The sequence below is a fragment of the Lactococcus sp. bn62 genome, from assembly GCF_029492705.2.
Taxonomy (GTDB): domain Bacteria; phylum Bacillota; class Bacilli; order Lactobacillales; family Streptococcaceae; genus Lactococcus; species Lactococcus petauri.
Genome location: NZ_CP120417.1, coordinates 1,550,346 through 1,565,649 on the forward strand (window position 1 = coordinate 1,550,346; position 15,304 = coordinate 1,565,649).

Annotated in this window: 13 protein-coding genes and 1 pseudogene; 7 read left to right on the forward strand and 7 right to left on the reverse strand. The window is 33.4% G+C overall.

The annotated features are described in order from the left end of the window. Nucleotides 1–125: 125 nt before the first annotated feature. The 5 genes from P3G65_RS08015 to P3G65_RS08035 form a co-directional block, all read right to left on the reverse strand. A complete protein-coding gene (locus tag P3G65_RS08015) occupies nucleotides 126–2,270 on the reverse strand; it encodes a type IA DNA topoisomerase (RefSeq protein WP_002343776.1) in 2,145 nt (714 codons plus the stop codon). Continuing rightward, nucleotides 2,270–2,887 (reverse strand): recombinase family protein, encoded by a 618-nt coding sequence (locus P3G65_RS08020; protein WP_284071151.1) that lies wholly within the window; start codon nucleotides 2,885–2,887, stop codon nucleotides 2,270–2,272. The genes P3G65_RS08015 and P3G65_RS08020 overlap by 1 nt, the downstream gene beginning before the upstream one ends. A 13-nt stretch (nucleotides 2,888–2,900) precedes the next feature. Continuing rightward, nucleotides 2,901–3,071, reverse strand: coding sequence for a hypothetical protein (locus P3G65_RS08025; RefSeq protein ID WP_000713595.1), 171 nt, complete (start codon nucleotides 3,069–3,071; stop codon nucleotides 2,901–2,903). Nucleotides 3,072–3,418: 347 nt separating this feature from the next. Further along, entirely contained in the window at nucleotides 3,419–3,808 is a 390-nt protein-coding gene (locus P3G65_RS08030) for a hypothetical protein (protein ID WP_233274486.1), read from the reverse strand. 235 nt (nucleotides 3,809–4,043) lie between these two features. Continuing rightward, complete coding sequence (locus tag P3G65_RS08035) at nucleotides 4,044–4,763, reverse strand: IS6-like element IS1216 family transposase (protein WP_060416618.1); 720 nt, start codon at nucleotides 4,761–4,763, stop codon at nucleotides 4,044–4,046. A gap of 490 nt (nucleotides 4,764–5,253) precedes the next feature. Here P3G65_RS08035 and P3G65_RS08040 point away from each other — a divergent pair, with 490 nt between their 5' ends. After that, entirely contained in the window at nucleotides 5,254–6,165 is a 912-nt protein-coding gene (locus P3G65_RS08040) for a helix-turn-helix domain-containing GNAT family N-acetyltransferase (RefSeq protein ID WP_060416617.1), read from the forward strand. Between the two features lie 509 nt (nucleotides 6,166–6,674). Further along, the gene (locus P3G65_RS08045; RefSeq protein WP_011997527.1) at nucleotides 6,675–7,226 is read left to right on the forward strand and encodes a recombinase family protein; all 552 of its coding nucleotides are present in this window, start codon (nucleotides 6,675–6,677) and stop codon (nucleotides 7,224–7,226) included. 300 nt (nucleotides 7,227–7,526) lie between these two features. Here P3G65_RS08045 and P3G65_RS08050 read toward each other — a convergent pair whose 3' ends face one another. Beyond that, on the reverse strand, nucleotides 7,527–7,736 hold the full coding sequence (locus P3G65_RS08050; protein WP_019291974.1) for a transposase: 210 nt from the start codon (nucleotides 7,734–7,736) through the stop codon (nucleotides 7,527–7,529). 330 nt (nucleotides 7,737–8,066) lie between these two features. Between P3G65_RS08050 and P3G65_RS08055 the strand changes: the two genes are divergently transcribed. From P3G65_RS08055 to P3G65_RS08070, 4 genes are all read left to right on the forward strand, one after another. Then, nucleotides 8,067–9,929 (forward strand): heavy metal translocating P-type ATPase, encoded by a 1,863-nt coding sequence (locus P3G65_RS08055; RefSeq protein WP_107106245.1) that lies wholly within the window; start codon nucleotides 8,067–8,069, stop codon nucleotides 9,927–9,929. 702 nt (nucleotides 9,930–10,631) lie between these two features. Next, nucleotides 10,632–10,859, forward strand: coding sequence for a heavy-metal-associated domain-containing protein (locus P3G65_RS08060; protein ID WP_019335409.1), 228 nt, complete (start codon nucleotides 10,632–10,634; stop codon nucleotides 10,857–10,859). A gap of 48 nt (nucleotides 10,860–10,907) precedes the next feature. Then, nucleotides 10,908–11,453, forward strand: a complete 546-nt coding sequence (locus P3G65_RS08065) for a DNA-binding protein (protein WP_019335408.1) — start codon at nucleotides 10,908–10,910, stop codon at nucleotides 11,451–11,453. A gap of 85 nt (nucleotides 11,454–11,538) precedes the next feature. After that, entirely contained in the window at nucleotides 11,539–12,228 is a 690-nt protein-coding gene (locus P3G65_RS08070) for a Crp/Fnr family transcriptional regulator (protein WP_019291977.1), read from the forward strand. A 126-nt stretch (nucleotides 12,229–12,354) separates the two neighbouring features. Here P3G65_RS08070 and P3G65_RS08075 read toward each other — a convergent pair. After that, nucleotides 12,355–13,508: pseudogene (locus tag P3G65_RS08075) on the reverse strand (IS3 family transposase). 686 nt (nucleotides 13,509–14,194) lie between these two features. On the opposite strand from P3G65_RS08075, the gene bsh reads away from it, so the two are divergent. Next, nucleotides 14,195–15,169, forward strand: a complete 975-nt coding sequence (bsh, locus tag P3G65_RS08080) for a choloylglycine hydrolase (RefSeq protein ID WP_019291978.1) — start codon at nucleotides 14,195–14,197, stop codon at nucleotides 15,167–15,169. Nucleotides 15,170–15,304 lie beyond the last annotated feature (135 nt).

A 15,304-nucleotide genomic window follows, 5' to 3' on the forward strand; every position in this document is an offset into this window, starting at 1 on the left:
AATCACTCACTTCTTTCTATTTCTTCTTATTCTTATTTTATCATCAACAATCACAAATCACTTGTGATTTGTGATAAGTGATTTGTGATTAATATATAAAAGCCCTCTTTAAAGGGCTTTTATGTTTATTTTGAAAAAGAGATAAAATCAATATATCCCTTTTCCCCAATTTTTACAACGGCATTGTAGGGCTTTTTCTCTTTGTTTTTGATTCCTTTTACCAGGGTTTCTTTTCCCTCCAGTAATTCTTTTACATTCGTTTTGGTTAGTTTTTTCTTTCTAAAATGTTCAGCTAAAGTAAACTTACATTCAGGATAATTTGAACAACCATAAAACGATTTTTTTAATACAATATTGTTGCCACACTTAGGACATTTTCCTACAATACTTTTTTCTGCTTCTTTTTCTTTCTGTTCCTGGTAATCAGAAAAATTTAGTTTTTCTATATCGTTAGGTACAGCTTCCAGTAAATGAACAATGAATTTTTTGATATTCGTAATAAAGTTCTCTTGATTGCCTTCTCTTTTACCGATTTTTTTTAAATACGTTTCCCATTTAGCCGTCATTTCAGCACTCGTTAAAAGGTGCTGACTTTCAACTGCCTGGCACAATAATTTTCCTTTTTCAGTTACAACAAGCTTATTCTTAATCACTTGGATATATTCTTTTTGTTTTAACGCTTCAATAATACTTGCTCTTGTCGCTTCTGTTCCAATCCCCTCAACTTCTTGTAAAATCTTGATTGCTTCTTCATCATCAACCGTTTTATTCGCCGTTTTCATAGCAGTTAATAATGTACCCTCTGTAAAAGCTTTTGGCGGTTGCGTTTCTTTTTCAACACTCTTAACACCAACTTCGGCACGTTCGCCAATGATAACGAGTGGTAACGTTTGAACGTCCTCTTTTTCTTCTTTGGTTTGTTGTTTGAAAAGAATTTTCCACCCTTCTTGCTTTGGTGTCTTTCCGATCGATTGAAACAGCAAATCAGCTACTTTCGTTTGTATCTTGGTTTCTTCATACAAGTAATCAGGTAAAAACATGGCAACGGTCGTTTTAACGACTAAAGCATATATTTTTCGTTGTAAATCGTCCATTTTCGCTAATACAGATTCGTTAGGTACTTGTTTTGTTGGGATAATGGCGTGGTGTTCCTGTACCTTACTACCGTCCACATAACGCTTTCTAGGCTCTGTTTGAACCATTTCAAGATCAAGTCCTAAAAAACCGCTATATTTGCCAAAATTCGCTTTTAAATAAGCAAATTCGTTCTCTGTAATAAATGGTGTATCTGTTCTTGGATAACTCAATAATTTTGCTTCATACAGTCCTTGCATAGCTTTTAAAGTTTGGCTCGCTGTCGCTTTATAAAGCTGATTGACTTTTGATTGCAAACTACTTAAAGAAAACAAACTCGGACTATTCGTTTTCTTCTCTTTGGTTTGAACATCAGCAATTATCCCCTCTTGATTGCCTATTTTAGCTTGTTTAGAAGAAACAAAAGCTAAAAGCTCCTCTTGGGTTTTAAAACGCTGTGTGGGGCTTAGAACGCCCTTAAACGACCCTTGGTTTACTTTTATACTAGCTTCCACCTCGAAAAAAGGTTCTTTTTTAAAATTCTCTATGGCTTCCTGGCGCTGAAAAATAAGGTATAAGGTGGGCGTTTGAACACGTCCTAGTGAAAATGTACCTTGTACGCCCTTCTGTTGTAAATTTAACGTATACAAAGGGCTTGCGTTCATGCCGATCAACCAATCGGCAATTTGGCGTGTTTGCGCTTCTTGATAAAAGGGATAGTAATTCATTCCAGGTTGCAAATTTTGAAAACCGCTTCGGATTACATCTTTTTCTAAGCTATTGATCCATAGTCTTTTAAATGTTTTATCTTTTGAAAAGGCATTTGCTTTATGGATAATCGACCAGGCGATATTTTCACCTTCTCTGTCGCTATCTGTTGCAACAATAATTGTATTTGCCTTTTTGAGAAGTTCTGCAACAATTTTAAACTGCTTTCCCTTATCTTTTGCAACTTCAAAATCGTATCGATCAGGAAAAATCGGCAAAGATTCAAGTTTCCAATTTTGCCACTTTTCGTCATAATGACCTGGTTCTGCTAATTCCACTAAATGCCCAAAACCAAAGGTGATAAACGTTTCATCTGTAAATAGTGGGTCTTTGATCTCAAAATAACCGTCTTTTTTGGTGCTTTGTTTTAAAGCACTTGCGTAGGCTAATGCCTGGCTTGGTTTTTCAGCTAAAATAACCGTACTCATTAACTATCCCTCTTTTCATTGTTTTTTCTTTGATCGACTGTCACGTTATATCTTGCTCGATACCTTCTAAACGTTCGGCGATTGATTCCAGTTTGTTCTTCAACTTCTTTATCGGATAAACCATTCAAAAACAAATCGAAAGCATGCTTTAAACGTGGATCATTTTCTTTAAATTTATGCTGACGACCTTTGAATTTGCCTTTTTTCTTAGCAATTTCGATTCCTTGTGCCTGACGTTCCTTAATTTTTTTTCGTTCTGATTCTGCTTGGTACTTATACAATTCAATCACTAAATTATTAATCAGCCGTCTTAAATTTTCATCTTCAATACCATTCATTGAGGGTAAATTTAAGACTTCCAGGGTTGCCCCCTTAATTTGAATTTGATTCATCAATTCTGTTAATTCTTTATTATTTCGTCCTAATCGATCTAATTCAGTAACAACAACTATATCCCCTTCACGAATATAGTTAAGCATAGCTTGTAATTGTGGGCGTTCGACCGATTGACCGCTTAATTTGTCTGAAAAGACCTTAGAAACGCCCTCTAACGCTTTCAGTTGTCTATCTAAGTTCTGTTCTTTGCTACTGACACGTGCATAACCAATTTTAGCCATTTTCAACCAACCTCTAAAATTCTCTCGGTTGCAATAACCAATCAGCTATATCTACTTTTTCAATTTCAAATTGCTTATCAGAAATTGTCTTTTCGTAAGCGATAAAATCTTGCGCATATTGTTGCTCATTAAAAATAGCCACCACTTCGTCATTTTCTAAAACTCGATAAATAAATTTTTTCATTTTACTCCTCCTATTATGCCCAACTTAAATGACCTATTCACCAAGTCAATTATACTGCTAAAACCATATTAGGACAAATAAGTATACTCTATTGACCTATAAATGATAGCAACTTAAAAAATCAAGTGTTCGCTTCGCTCTCACTGCCCCTCGACGTTTTAGTAGCCTTTCCCTCACTTCGTTCAGTCCAAGCCAACTAAAAGTTTTCGGGCTACTCTCTCCTTCTCCCCCTAATAATTAATTAAAATCTTACTCTGTATATTTCTGCTAATCATTCACTAAACAGCAAAGAAAAAACAAACACGTATCATAGATATAAATGTAATGGCATAGTGCGGGTTTTATTTTCAGCCTGTATCATAGCTAAACAAATCGAGTTGTGTGTCCGTTTTAGGGCGTTCTGCTAGCTTGTTTAAAGTCTCTTGAATGAATGTATGCTCTAAGTCAAAAGAATTTGTCAGCGCCTTTATATAGCTTTCTTTTTCTTCTTTTTTTACTTTAATGATCGATAGCAACAATGATTTAACACTAGCAAGTTGAATGCCACCATTTCTTCCTGGTTTAATCTTAAAGAAAATTTCCTGATTCGCCTTCAGTACCTTCAGCAATTTATCTAATGTCCGTTCAGGAATGCCTAACGCTTCTCTAATCTCTTTTTTGGTCGTCACCAAATAAGGCTTATCTATCGCGCTTTTTTCGCTAATATAAGCCATTAAATCTTCTTTCCATTCTGACAAATGAACACGTTGACGTTCGCTTCTTTTTTTCTTGAATTTAAACCACCCTTGACGGACAAATAACTCTTTACTTGTTAAGTCACTTGATACCCAAGCTTTGCAAAGAATGGTAATGTATTCCCTATTAGCCCCTTGATAGTTTTCTGAATACGCACTTCTAACAATTTTGATTACTTCTTTTGGTTCTGTTGCAAAGTTTTAAATAAAGAATAAAATCCCTTACGGTATCTATGATTTAAGCTGGGATTCCCAATAATACCTTGATTTCAGTACAGACCGAAAACCCGAAGAGAGTGCCTTCTTTTCGGGTTTTCTTATATAATCCTCGGATGGCTTCCATACCTTTAATCGTGGTAGAGGCAGTGCGTAAACTTCGATAGAATTTATTGCGTCTCTTTACTGGACGATGGTCTTGTTCAATCAAATTATTCAGGTATTTAATGGTACGATGTTCTGTCCCTTGATAAAAGCCGTATTCTTTTAGTTTCTTAAAGGCACTTGTAATAGAGGGGGCTTTATCTGTGACTACAACCTTCGGTTCATCAAACTGCTTCACTAACCGCTTAAGAAAAGCATAGGCTGCTTGTGTGTCCCGTTTTTTACGTAACCAAATATCCAAGGTTAAACCATCTGCATCGATGGCTCGATACAAATAATGCCATTTTCCTTTAATTTTGATGTACGTTTCATCCATTTTCCATGAATAAAAGGATTTTTTATTTTTCTTTTTCCAAATTTGATAGAGTAGTTTGCCATATTCTTGCACCCAACGATAAATCGTCGTATGAGAAACGTTAATGCCACGATCATATAAGATTTCTTGAACTTCACGATAGCTAAGGTTATAACGAAGATAGTAGCCCACAGCTACAATAATCACATCCTGCTGAAATTGCTTTCCTTTTAAATATTCCCTTACAATTTTTAGTTTAAACTCTGGCGAGTATTTTGTCATAATAAAAGACCTCCAAATGTTAGATTTTTGGTCTAACTTTTGGGGGTCACATCAACTTTAGCCCGTTGACGTTATTTTTAATAACATAAATGTTTGCTACCGTTCTTAAAACGGCTACATTAGACCTGTTACAGCAGGTCTTTTTTCTTTGGTACATTTATTATACCAAAATAATTTAACCAAATAAAGGGTGATAGCTTAAAGAACAAGAAAACTACTAAACTTAAAAAGGCTAGTAGTTTTTTTATAAGTTTAAATAAGAATCATTGCTGTTTCTGATAATATAAAACAAATATTTTTGAATAAGATGTGGATAAATACCTTAATCATAGATATTTAAAGTTTTAACTTGTAGAAATTAATTATAGAACTAAACATATTATTTTATTTTTTGTGATATATAAGTTATTAAATCAACATAGTTGACAAAGTCAACTTATAATAATATAATGTTTTTAGTTGACAAAATCAACTAAAAAAGGAGGGCTCATTGACAGATACAATAACAGACCATATCCGCAGTTTTAATCGATTTTATACTAATATTCTTGGACTAATAGATAAAAATATTTTAGAATCTGAATTTTCTTTAACAGAAGCACGAATATTATTTGAAATACATGAATTGATTCAATGTACGGCAATTACTTTAACATCAAGGCTGAGTGTTGATAAAGGATATATGAGTAGAATAATACGAAAATTTGAAAAGAAAAAACTAATAGAGAAATCTCCATCCCTTGAAGATAGCAGAGCTAGTTTAATATCCTTAACTTCTGAAGGTTTAAATCTTACAGAAGAATTAATAAAAAAATCAAATCTACAAATAGAAAATATTTTAAAATCATTAACACTTGAAGAGTGTGAGGAGGTTAGTAAATCAATGGATACAATTAAAAAACATTTAACTAAAGCAACAAAATCTTTAAAAATTCGGAATTTTACCAATGACGATTTAGATTTTGTTATTAATAACCAGATTAAACTCTATGAGGTTGAATATGGATTTGATACTGATGAGTGGAAATCATATATTAAAGATGGTGTGGGTGCGTTAGTAAAAGAATTTAATAAAGAAAAAGATTGTATATATATTTTAGAAAATCAAGGACAAGCTTTAGGGTGTATAGCGATAACTCATGTGGATGATGAAATTGCACAATTGAGATTTTTCTTTATTGATTCTTCTTTAAGAGGAATGGGTGGAGGAAATCAACTTGTTAAAAAGGCAATTGATTTTTGTAAAGAAAAAAATTATAAAAAAGTTTACCTATGGACTTTTAGCACACTAAAACCAGCTCGACATTTATACGCAAAAAATGGTTTCAAAATGACTGATACTCATGAAAATACAGAGTGGGGAACTCCAGTTTTAGAAGAACGATGGGATTTAGATTTATAGGACTTTAAATGTGGAAAGAAATTAAAGATGTAATCAGTTTAGTGATAAAAGGGCTAGATTTTGACAAAATTTTGATAGATTATTTCCGAAATGATAATTAATGTTTTATAATATGCAATAGCTTAACAATCTATAAAATGATAAAGTTGAATATCGTGAACATCAAATATATAAAATAAAGGTTACTATATTGATAATATGTAACCTTTTATTTTGTAAATTTATAAGTATAAATCTGATACAATATTGACGTTAAGTCTAGTTTTTAGAGTAACAAACGTATGGACTATTATCAAATAATTAGACATAAAAAAGAAAAGCGTTAATAATTGTTTTTCTTTTTTTATATTGTGTCCATAAAATGTCCATTTTCTGGACACTTTTTATTTTCTACAATTTTCGTCAATATCTTTTATATTTTGTGTTCATTAACCCATGATTTAATCTATGTCCATTTATATATATTGTTTTAAGTTATGGTACAATTAAACTAACGGAGGTACAGAAATTTGAATATTGGATATGCACGAGTTTCAACTGGACTACAAAATTTAGATTTACAAAAAGACAGTCTTGGAAAATATGACTGTGAGAAAATATTTACTGATCACATGTCTGGAAGTAAAAAAGATAGACCAGGGTTAAAATCAGCAATAGAATTTTCTCGGCCCGGAGACACAATTGTCGTTTGGCGATTGGATCGATTGGGAAGAAATATGGAGGATTTAATCAGCATAGTCAACTCACTAAACGATAAAGGAGTAAGTTTCCATAGTTTGCAAGAAAATATCACGATGGACAAATCAAGTTCTACTGGACAGCTTATGTTTCATTTATTTGCAGCATTTGCGGAGTTTGAACGTAACCTTATTCTTGAACGCTCGGCTGCGGGGAGAGCTGCAGCACGTGCTAGAGGAAGATTAGGTGGTCGACCTGAGAAATTCTCTGAGAAAGATATAGAGCTACTTAAAACACTTGTAGATAGTGGAACACCAATAAAGAATATTGCGGAGTCTTGGGGTGTTTCGAGAACAACTATTTATCGATATATTAATAAATAGTATATATTTAAAGTAAAATCAGGAGATGATGATAAATATCTTACAAAAAATTTCAGATAAACTTATGATTCCAGAATATAAAATTGAAGGCAAACTATTCAATGATTTCTTCATTTTATCCGAGGAATAAATAAAGACAATCTAAAGGGTTATCTGTACCAAGCATTATTTATTATAGAAAATTATTTAATTGATAACACAGAGTAGTCTGTAATTGACGAAGATTACGACATGTACAGTATTAAAAACTTTTACATTAATAGAAATATTTTACCTGAACCCAATAGTCTTAATAATTTTTCACTCTTTAAAAACTTTGCTATAAGCATAATTTTGTTTAACCTTTTTCTGAAAAGCTGCAGCTCCTTCAGATTTGTACTTCCATATCCAACTTCTAAGGAGTCCTGATGAGGGGATATTATATTTTCTTGCAAGAAACGTTGCCCCAGTCTTGCCTTCTAGATATTCAAGAACTACTTTTAATTTAGACTCAATGGAATATTTTGACAAGAAAAATGACCTCCAAATTTATAGGTTCTTAAGTCTATATTTTTAGGGTCATATCAACTTTGGCTAATTAACAGTTCTCGAACTAAATACTGCTACCGATTTTTACTCGGCTATATTGGACTTGTTTGCAGCAAGTCCTTTTTCTTTATTATATGACTTTTTTCAATCGTTTTATTCTTTTTTGCTATATTCCAAATACAATATTAAGTCTTATATATAGGAAACATGTAAAATAGTATAATTTTTTTATTTTCTTGATAGTTGTCAATTTTTATCAGTAAGGGCAGCGCTATACTAGTATCATAAAGAAAATCAAAGGAAGTAGAAAATATGGCAAAAATAACACTGAACTTTCAAAAACAACTTCAACAACACAGTAATCACTTGGTTATCCTCTCAGCCATTCTCATTGTACTCGGATACCTTGGTAAATATGGTGTAAATCAAATATGGATTTGGAATTCGACAATGATTATTGCAAGTATTATCGGTTTTATACCTGTTGCAATTCATGCCTATCAAGCAATCAAAGTGAAACAAATTTCGATTGACCTGCTAGTTTCTATTGCAGTTATCGGTGCTCTGTTCATCGGTGAATACGAAGAATCAGCAATTGTCACTTTTCTCTTTGCTTTCGGTGGATTTTTAGAGAAAAAAACGCTTCAAAAAACGCGATCTAGTATCAAAGAACTCACGAATATGGCACCCAGTGCAGCCCTATCTGCTGATGGCGAAGAAATAGATATTGATGAAGTTGAAATTGGTGATAAACTTTTAGTAAAAACAGGACGTCAAGTTCCTGTTGATGGTCATATTTACCAAGGGTCTGGCTATGTCAACGAAGCCAGCATCACAGGTGAATCACGTGAAATCAGAAAGGAAACTGGTGCTAAGGTTTTTGCAGGTTCTATCTTAGAAAATGGTACAATTTACGTAGAAGCAGAAAAAGTTGGCGAAGATACAACTTTTGGTAAAATCATTGAACTGGTTGAAGAAGCCCAAGATACCAAATCTCCTGCTGAGAAATTCATCGACCGCTTTGCTAAGTATTACACGCCAGCGGTACTTGTTATTGCAGCTATTGCTTGGGTTTTTAGTCATAATCTAGAGCTAGCCATCACGATTCTCGTACTCGGTTGTCCTGGTGCCCTCGTGATTGGTGCGCCTGTTTCAAATGTTGCAGGAATCGGTAATGGTGCAAAAAGAGGTGTCCTTATTAAGGGAGGTGATGTTATGAATACCTTCAGTCATATTGACACGCTTCTGTTTGATAAAACGGGTACTCTGACGAAAGGCAATACAGAAGTTGTTGTCGTCAAAAATTATGGTGCTTCAAAAGAATTGATTGATGCAGTTGCTTCAGCAGAAAATGAATCCGATCACCCATTAGCAACAGCTGTTGTACGCATGATTGGAGAATTCAATCCTGTCAAATTTGCAAAAACGGACGTTGTTAAAGGACAGGGGATCATCGCAGACGACCTATTGATTGGTAATGAAAAAATGATGGTGGCTAACCACATCACGATTTCTCCCGAGCAGAAACAGGACATCGCAGAAATTACTAATTCTGGTGCATCAGTTGTTTTGGTTGCAGCTGATAACAGATTACAACTGGTTTATGGTATCGCAGACGAAATGCGTTCTGGTGTCAAAGAAGCCCTCGAAGAAATACGCCACGAAGGTATTTCTCGTATGATTATGCTGACTGGAGACAACGAGACAACAGCTAAAGCAGTCGCTTCTCAACTCGATATTGATGAAGTACGTGCCAATCTCATGCCTGAGGAAAAAGCTGAAGTTGTCAAATCACTCAAAAACTCTGGTAAAAAAATTGCTTTTATCGGTGATGGTGTCAACGATTCCCCTAGCTTGGCACTTGCTAATATAGGTATTGCAATGGGTTCTGGTACTGATACTGCGATTGAAACGTCCGATATCGTGCTAATGAAATCCAGTTTTGACGAACTTGTCCATGCATATGGTTTGAGTAAACGCACGGTTGCCAACATGACACAAAATATTGTGATTGCGATTGTAGTTGTGCTCTTTTTACTGGCTGGTCTAATTCTTGGAGGTACAGGATTAGTACCTAGTTTTGTCAACATGGGCACAGGTATGTTCGTCCACGAAGCCAGTATCCTTATCGTCATTGTCAATGGCATGCGACTGATTAGGTATCGAGAGAAATAGAAGAATGGAAACAAACCAAAATTTACGCTATTTGTTTTCTTTTTTTGAAAGGAATCATTTTTTTGATATCAATAAAGTTTATAATGATTTTATCAAAAATGATTTGATAAAATCATCGAGACATTTTCGATTGCTTCTAGAATCTTTACAATTAAAGTTTTCCTTACTAATAGGGAGGTTCAATAAGACACTGAATTTGAGGTTATGAGAGAAACTATCGCAAGCAATGTAGCACGTTAGGGATTTGAACTTGTTTAAAAGCTTTGATACCTATCTCAATATAACTTTTTTATAAAAATAGATAGGAAGTTCCAAATGACAATTATTTAAAAAGGACACACACACATTTGCTAGATAGGAAGATTGTCAGGTAGGAGGGGACATAGCGTTTTCAGAACACTTCAAACATCTTATGTACGATGGATGTTTTAAAAAAATCACTAATGGTTTTGCTCTTTTAAATCTCATACAGGCAAAATTAGGGATTGATTTAAACAGCGTACTGCTGACTATCTCGGCAGACTCTAACTGGTGCTGATTGCGCTCCTCATAGAAGGTTATTCAGCGTTAAAAAAGAGACTCGAGAAACTTTATTATTTTGTAGATAAAAAAATAAAATTGATATTCTTGATAGATATCAATTTTTTGCTAGTACTAACGAGTTATAATTAATTTATAAAGAAAGAGAAAGAGGTGAATCTTATGTCAAAAGTAATTATGAAACTCAATGAATTGAGCTGCCCATCTTGCATGACAAAAATCGAAGGAGCAATGACTACAACTAAGGGTGTAGCAAATGCAAAAGTGCTTTTCAATGCATCAAAAGTTAAAGCAGAATTTGACGAAAATGTTGTCAGTGCTGATGAACTTATCAGCAAGGTTGAGAAACTTGGGTACCCTGTTTTAAGTAGCAAAGTAACTGTTGTGTGATTTCTACCAGTAAAGACAGCACTATAAATTGAATAAAGGAAAAAATTGATGACTAAATTAACGATTGATGAAAAATATGCTAAAGAACTTGATAAAGCAGAGGTTGACCACCACAAGCCTACGGCTGGTGCGATGCTAGGACATGTCTTATCCAATTTGTTCATTGAAAATGTACGACTGACTCAAGCAGGAATATACGCGAAAAGCCCAGTTAAGTGTGAGCATTTACGTGAAATTGCAAAAAAAGAAGATGAATATTTCTTTAAAATTTCGGATTTACTTCTTGACGAAAATGAGATTGTACCAAGTACAACTGAAGAATTTTTAAAGTATCACAAGTTCATTACTGAGGATCCAAAAGCCAAATATTGGACTGATGAAGCTCTACTTGAAAGCTTCATTGCAGATTTTCAAGCACAAAATATGTTCATTACGCGAGCAATTAAGCTAGCAAATAAAGAAGAAAAATTTGCTTTGGCGGCTGTTGTAGTCGAACTTTACGGCTACAATCTTCAAGTTATTCGTCACTTGGCAGGTGATTTGGGTAAAGCTGTTGCTGATTTTCATGACGAAGATGAAGATAATGACAATTAATTTTTACGAAACTGTAGGCTTTAATTGAACAAAGCTTGCAGTTTTATAATTTTAGCGCGATAATAAGATAAGGAGAATTACCAAAATGAGCAAGTATGAACATCATTTTAGTCATGATGAACACCACTGTGTACAGCTTGTCCCACTATTTGCTTTACTTTCAGAAAGTGAACTGGCGCAAGTTGAGCAGGTTGTTCATCATAAGACTTTTGAAAAGGGCGAAGCGGTCATCAGCCCTTTTACGGTGCCTCAACTCGCAATTGTGGCGCACGGTACTTTGAAGATATATCAGCTTTCTAGCGCTGGTAAAGAGCAGTTACTACGTGTAATTGAACCTGGTGGATACGCAGGTGAAGACGCCTTGTTTGGAGTAGTGAATGAGAATCTTTATGGCGAAACATTACAAGAAACAAAAATTTGCTTTTTGCGACAACAAGATTTCAAAAATTTATTGTTAAAATATCCCGAGCTAAGTTTGAAATTACTTGAAACCACCGTGAGAAGAGCTGCGGAAATGCAATATCAAGCACAATTTCTCATGATGGAAGATGTTGAAAGTCGAATCGCTAATTATCTTTTGCAACTCGTCAAAATAGTAGATTCAAATCTTGTTACGATTCCAATGAAAATGAAAGATCTCGCAACGTTCATTGGAACAACTCCCGAAACTATTTCTCGTAAGTTCAAAATACTAGAAGAAAAGGGATTCATTGAGCGTCGAGGAAAGGTAATCAAAATACTAGATATTGATAGGCTTGAAGATGATTATGCTTAAAATGGTCTAAAGAGGACACAATAGATTCTGATCCTACACAAGATCAAGACCTAATGCCAGATGAAAAAAGGAACCAATATTGTTTCTCAAAATGATATTGTACTAGATTGGACTAATGTCAAATAATTAGACAGAAAATGAACTATATTTTCTTAAAAAAGTTCTCTTCCTTCTGATTTGGAGTTAATCCATTGTTTGCAGAATGAGGATTATAGTTATTATAAAATTGATTGATGTATTCAAAGCAAGAGAGTTGCACTTCCTGAATCGAGGAGAATCTTCTTCGATTAATTTCTCGTTGTTTAAGGTACTTGAGAAAGCCCTCAGTCACGGCATATTATAAGGATATCCAGGTTTGGAATAAGAAGCAAGTAACTGGTGCTCATCTAATATTTTCCTAAAAGAAGCCGATTTAAATTGGCTCCCTTGGTCAGAATGAAAAATAATTGGTTCCTTAGGCTTTCTCTTATTCAAAACTATTTCAAGGGTGTCACAGGCGAGTCTGGCATCAATCCTCTCACTTACTTTCCAAGCGATACATTTTCTAGAGTAGAGGTCAAGAATAGCACAGAGGTACACGTGACGTTTAGAACCTATAGAAATATAAGTGAAATCAGTTGTCCACACTTGATTCGGAGCTTTAGGATTGAAATCTTGTTTAAGGAGATTATCAGAAGAAAATACAGGAGAGTGTTTTGATTTAAACCGAGGTTTAATCGTTGACATTTTAGGGAGTGTCATAGACTTTAGAAGTCGTAAGATACGCCCTTCCGAAATATTGATGCCATAATCACGTAGAAGAATGATTTTAAAAGCTCTAGTTCCAATTCTTTTCTTAGCTTTCATATAAATATCAAGGAGTGTCTTTCTCAAGCATTGATTCTCTATTTCACGCTTCGAAGGACTTTTGTTAATGAAATTATAGTAGGTGGAACGATTGACATGTAAAACACGACAGAGCATAACTGTCGTGTGTTCAAATCGGAGTCTATAGACTGCTTTTAATCTCACGAGTTTTGCATGAATATGGCACTCGCTTTTTTTAAAATAAGATTTTCTTCCTCTAGTTGGGCATTGCGTTTTTGCAATTCTTGAATCTGTTTAGCAGTCAACACTGTATTATCTTCAAGACGAACTTGAGAGTACTGGTTGATCCATTTTGCAAGTGCAGAAGGGGAGACACCATAGTCTTTACAGAGTTCGGATTGAGTTTTACCTGTTTGGTAGAGATTAACGAGAGATTGCTTAAATTCCTCGTCGTAACGTTTAAAACCTGACATAAAAGTCCTTTCATTTTTGTGTCTTAATAGACAGATTATAACACACAATTTTCTGTCCACTTTTATAGTATAGCTCCAATACGTTCTATTAAAATAATATATTCCGACTGATACACCTATAGCAATTATTATCCAAAGGATAAAATACCATACATTTATCTTGCTACTATCTTTCATTTACAGGTTTCCTTTTATTTTACTATCAATGTCATACTAACACAAAAAATGATTTGAGAAAAGTTTTTGTTATACATAATTTAGAAAGTAACTTATCCTGGATTAAGAATATATAAAAGGAGCTTTGAGAAAGTTGAAAGAGATTACCAAAGCCTAAAAAAGAAATAGAAAATTTTTCTAACACAACTTAAATATAATAATAAACTTTACCAAAAATAAGGGAGTAAAATAGAATTGTATACTAAAAATTCCAGAAGATGTTGCAATTTATCTAAGAATAGAATTCTACTATAATATAAGCAAATGTTTAATACCAATAACCATACGCATATACACACAATATATATTTTTTTATTATCGAATAATAGAATTTAAGTATATGAAACTCTATATTTTTCCATAAAATCCTTCATTATTACATTACTATAAAATTCTTACTGTATCTCTTGATTTTTTTTTTTTAGAATTTTAAAATAGAATTATACAATTATATTACGGAGGTAAATACTATGTGTACTGCTTTAACATACACTTCATCTGACCATTATTTTGGTCGTAATTTTGATTTTGAAATATCTTACAATGAACGTGTTATTGTCACTCCCAGAAATTTTCCGTTTGTTTTTAGAAAAGAAAGTGACTTATTTTCACATTATGCCATGATAGGAATTGGGATTGTGGAAGATGGATATCCTTTATATTATGATGCAACAAATGAATACGGGTTAAGTATGGCTGGATTAAATTTTCCAGAAAATGCTTATTATTTTCCAACTGTTGACAATAAAACAAATATAACGCCCTTTGAATTTATCCCTTTTCTTCTTGGTAAATGTAAAAATATTTTAGAAGCTAGAGAACTGTTAGCTGATTTAAATTTAATTGATTTAAATTTTAATGACTCATTTCCTTTATCGCCTTTACACTGGATGATTTCAGACACTAAAGAAACAATCGTTGTAGAATCTACAGCTAAAGGTTTGAAAATCTTTGATAATCCGGTTGGAGTACTTACAAATAATCCACCTTTCGATTTCCAACTCTTTAATTTAAACAATTATCGTTCTTTATCAACTAAAACTCCTGATAATAACTTCTCTAATAAAATAAATATGGATGCTTACAGCAGAGGAATGGGAGGAATGGGCTTACCTGGAGATTTATCTTCATCTTCTAGATTTGTTAAAGTAGCTTTTACTAAATTGAATGCTGCTATCGAAAAAACAGAAGAAGAAAGTGTAAGTCAATTCTTCCATATTTTAAAATCTGTAGAGCAACAGAAAGGGCTTTGCGATGTAGGAAACGAAGAATACGAGTACACCATATACTCTTCATGTTGTAATATGGATAAAGGAATCTATTATTATACTACCTACTACAATAGTCAAGTCACTGCAATTAATATGCACAAGGAAGATTTAAATTCAGATAAATTATCAATATTTTCTTTGGTCAATAGTGAGAAAATCAATTATATTAATTAATTTCAGAACAAATAATAAGGTGTCTAGAAAATATTCTAGACACCTTATTATTTGTTATACCAAAATATTTACTAATGTAAAATTGTTATTATTTCCTATTAGACATTCTGATAAAATATAGGAAACTATCTATTA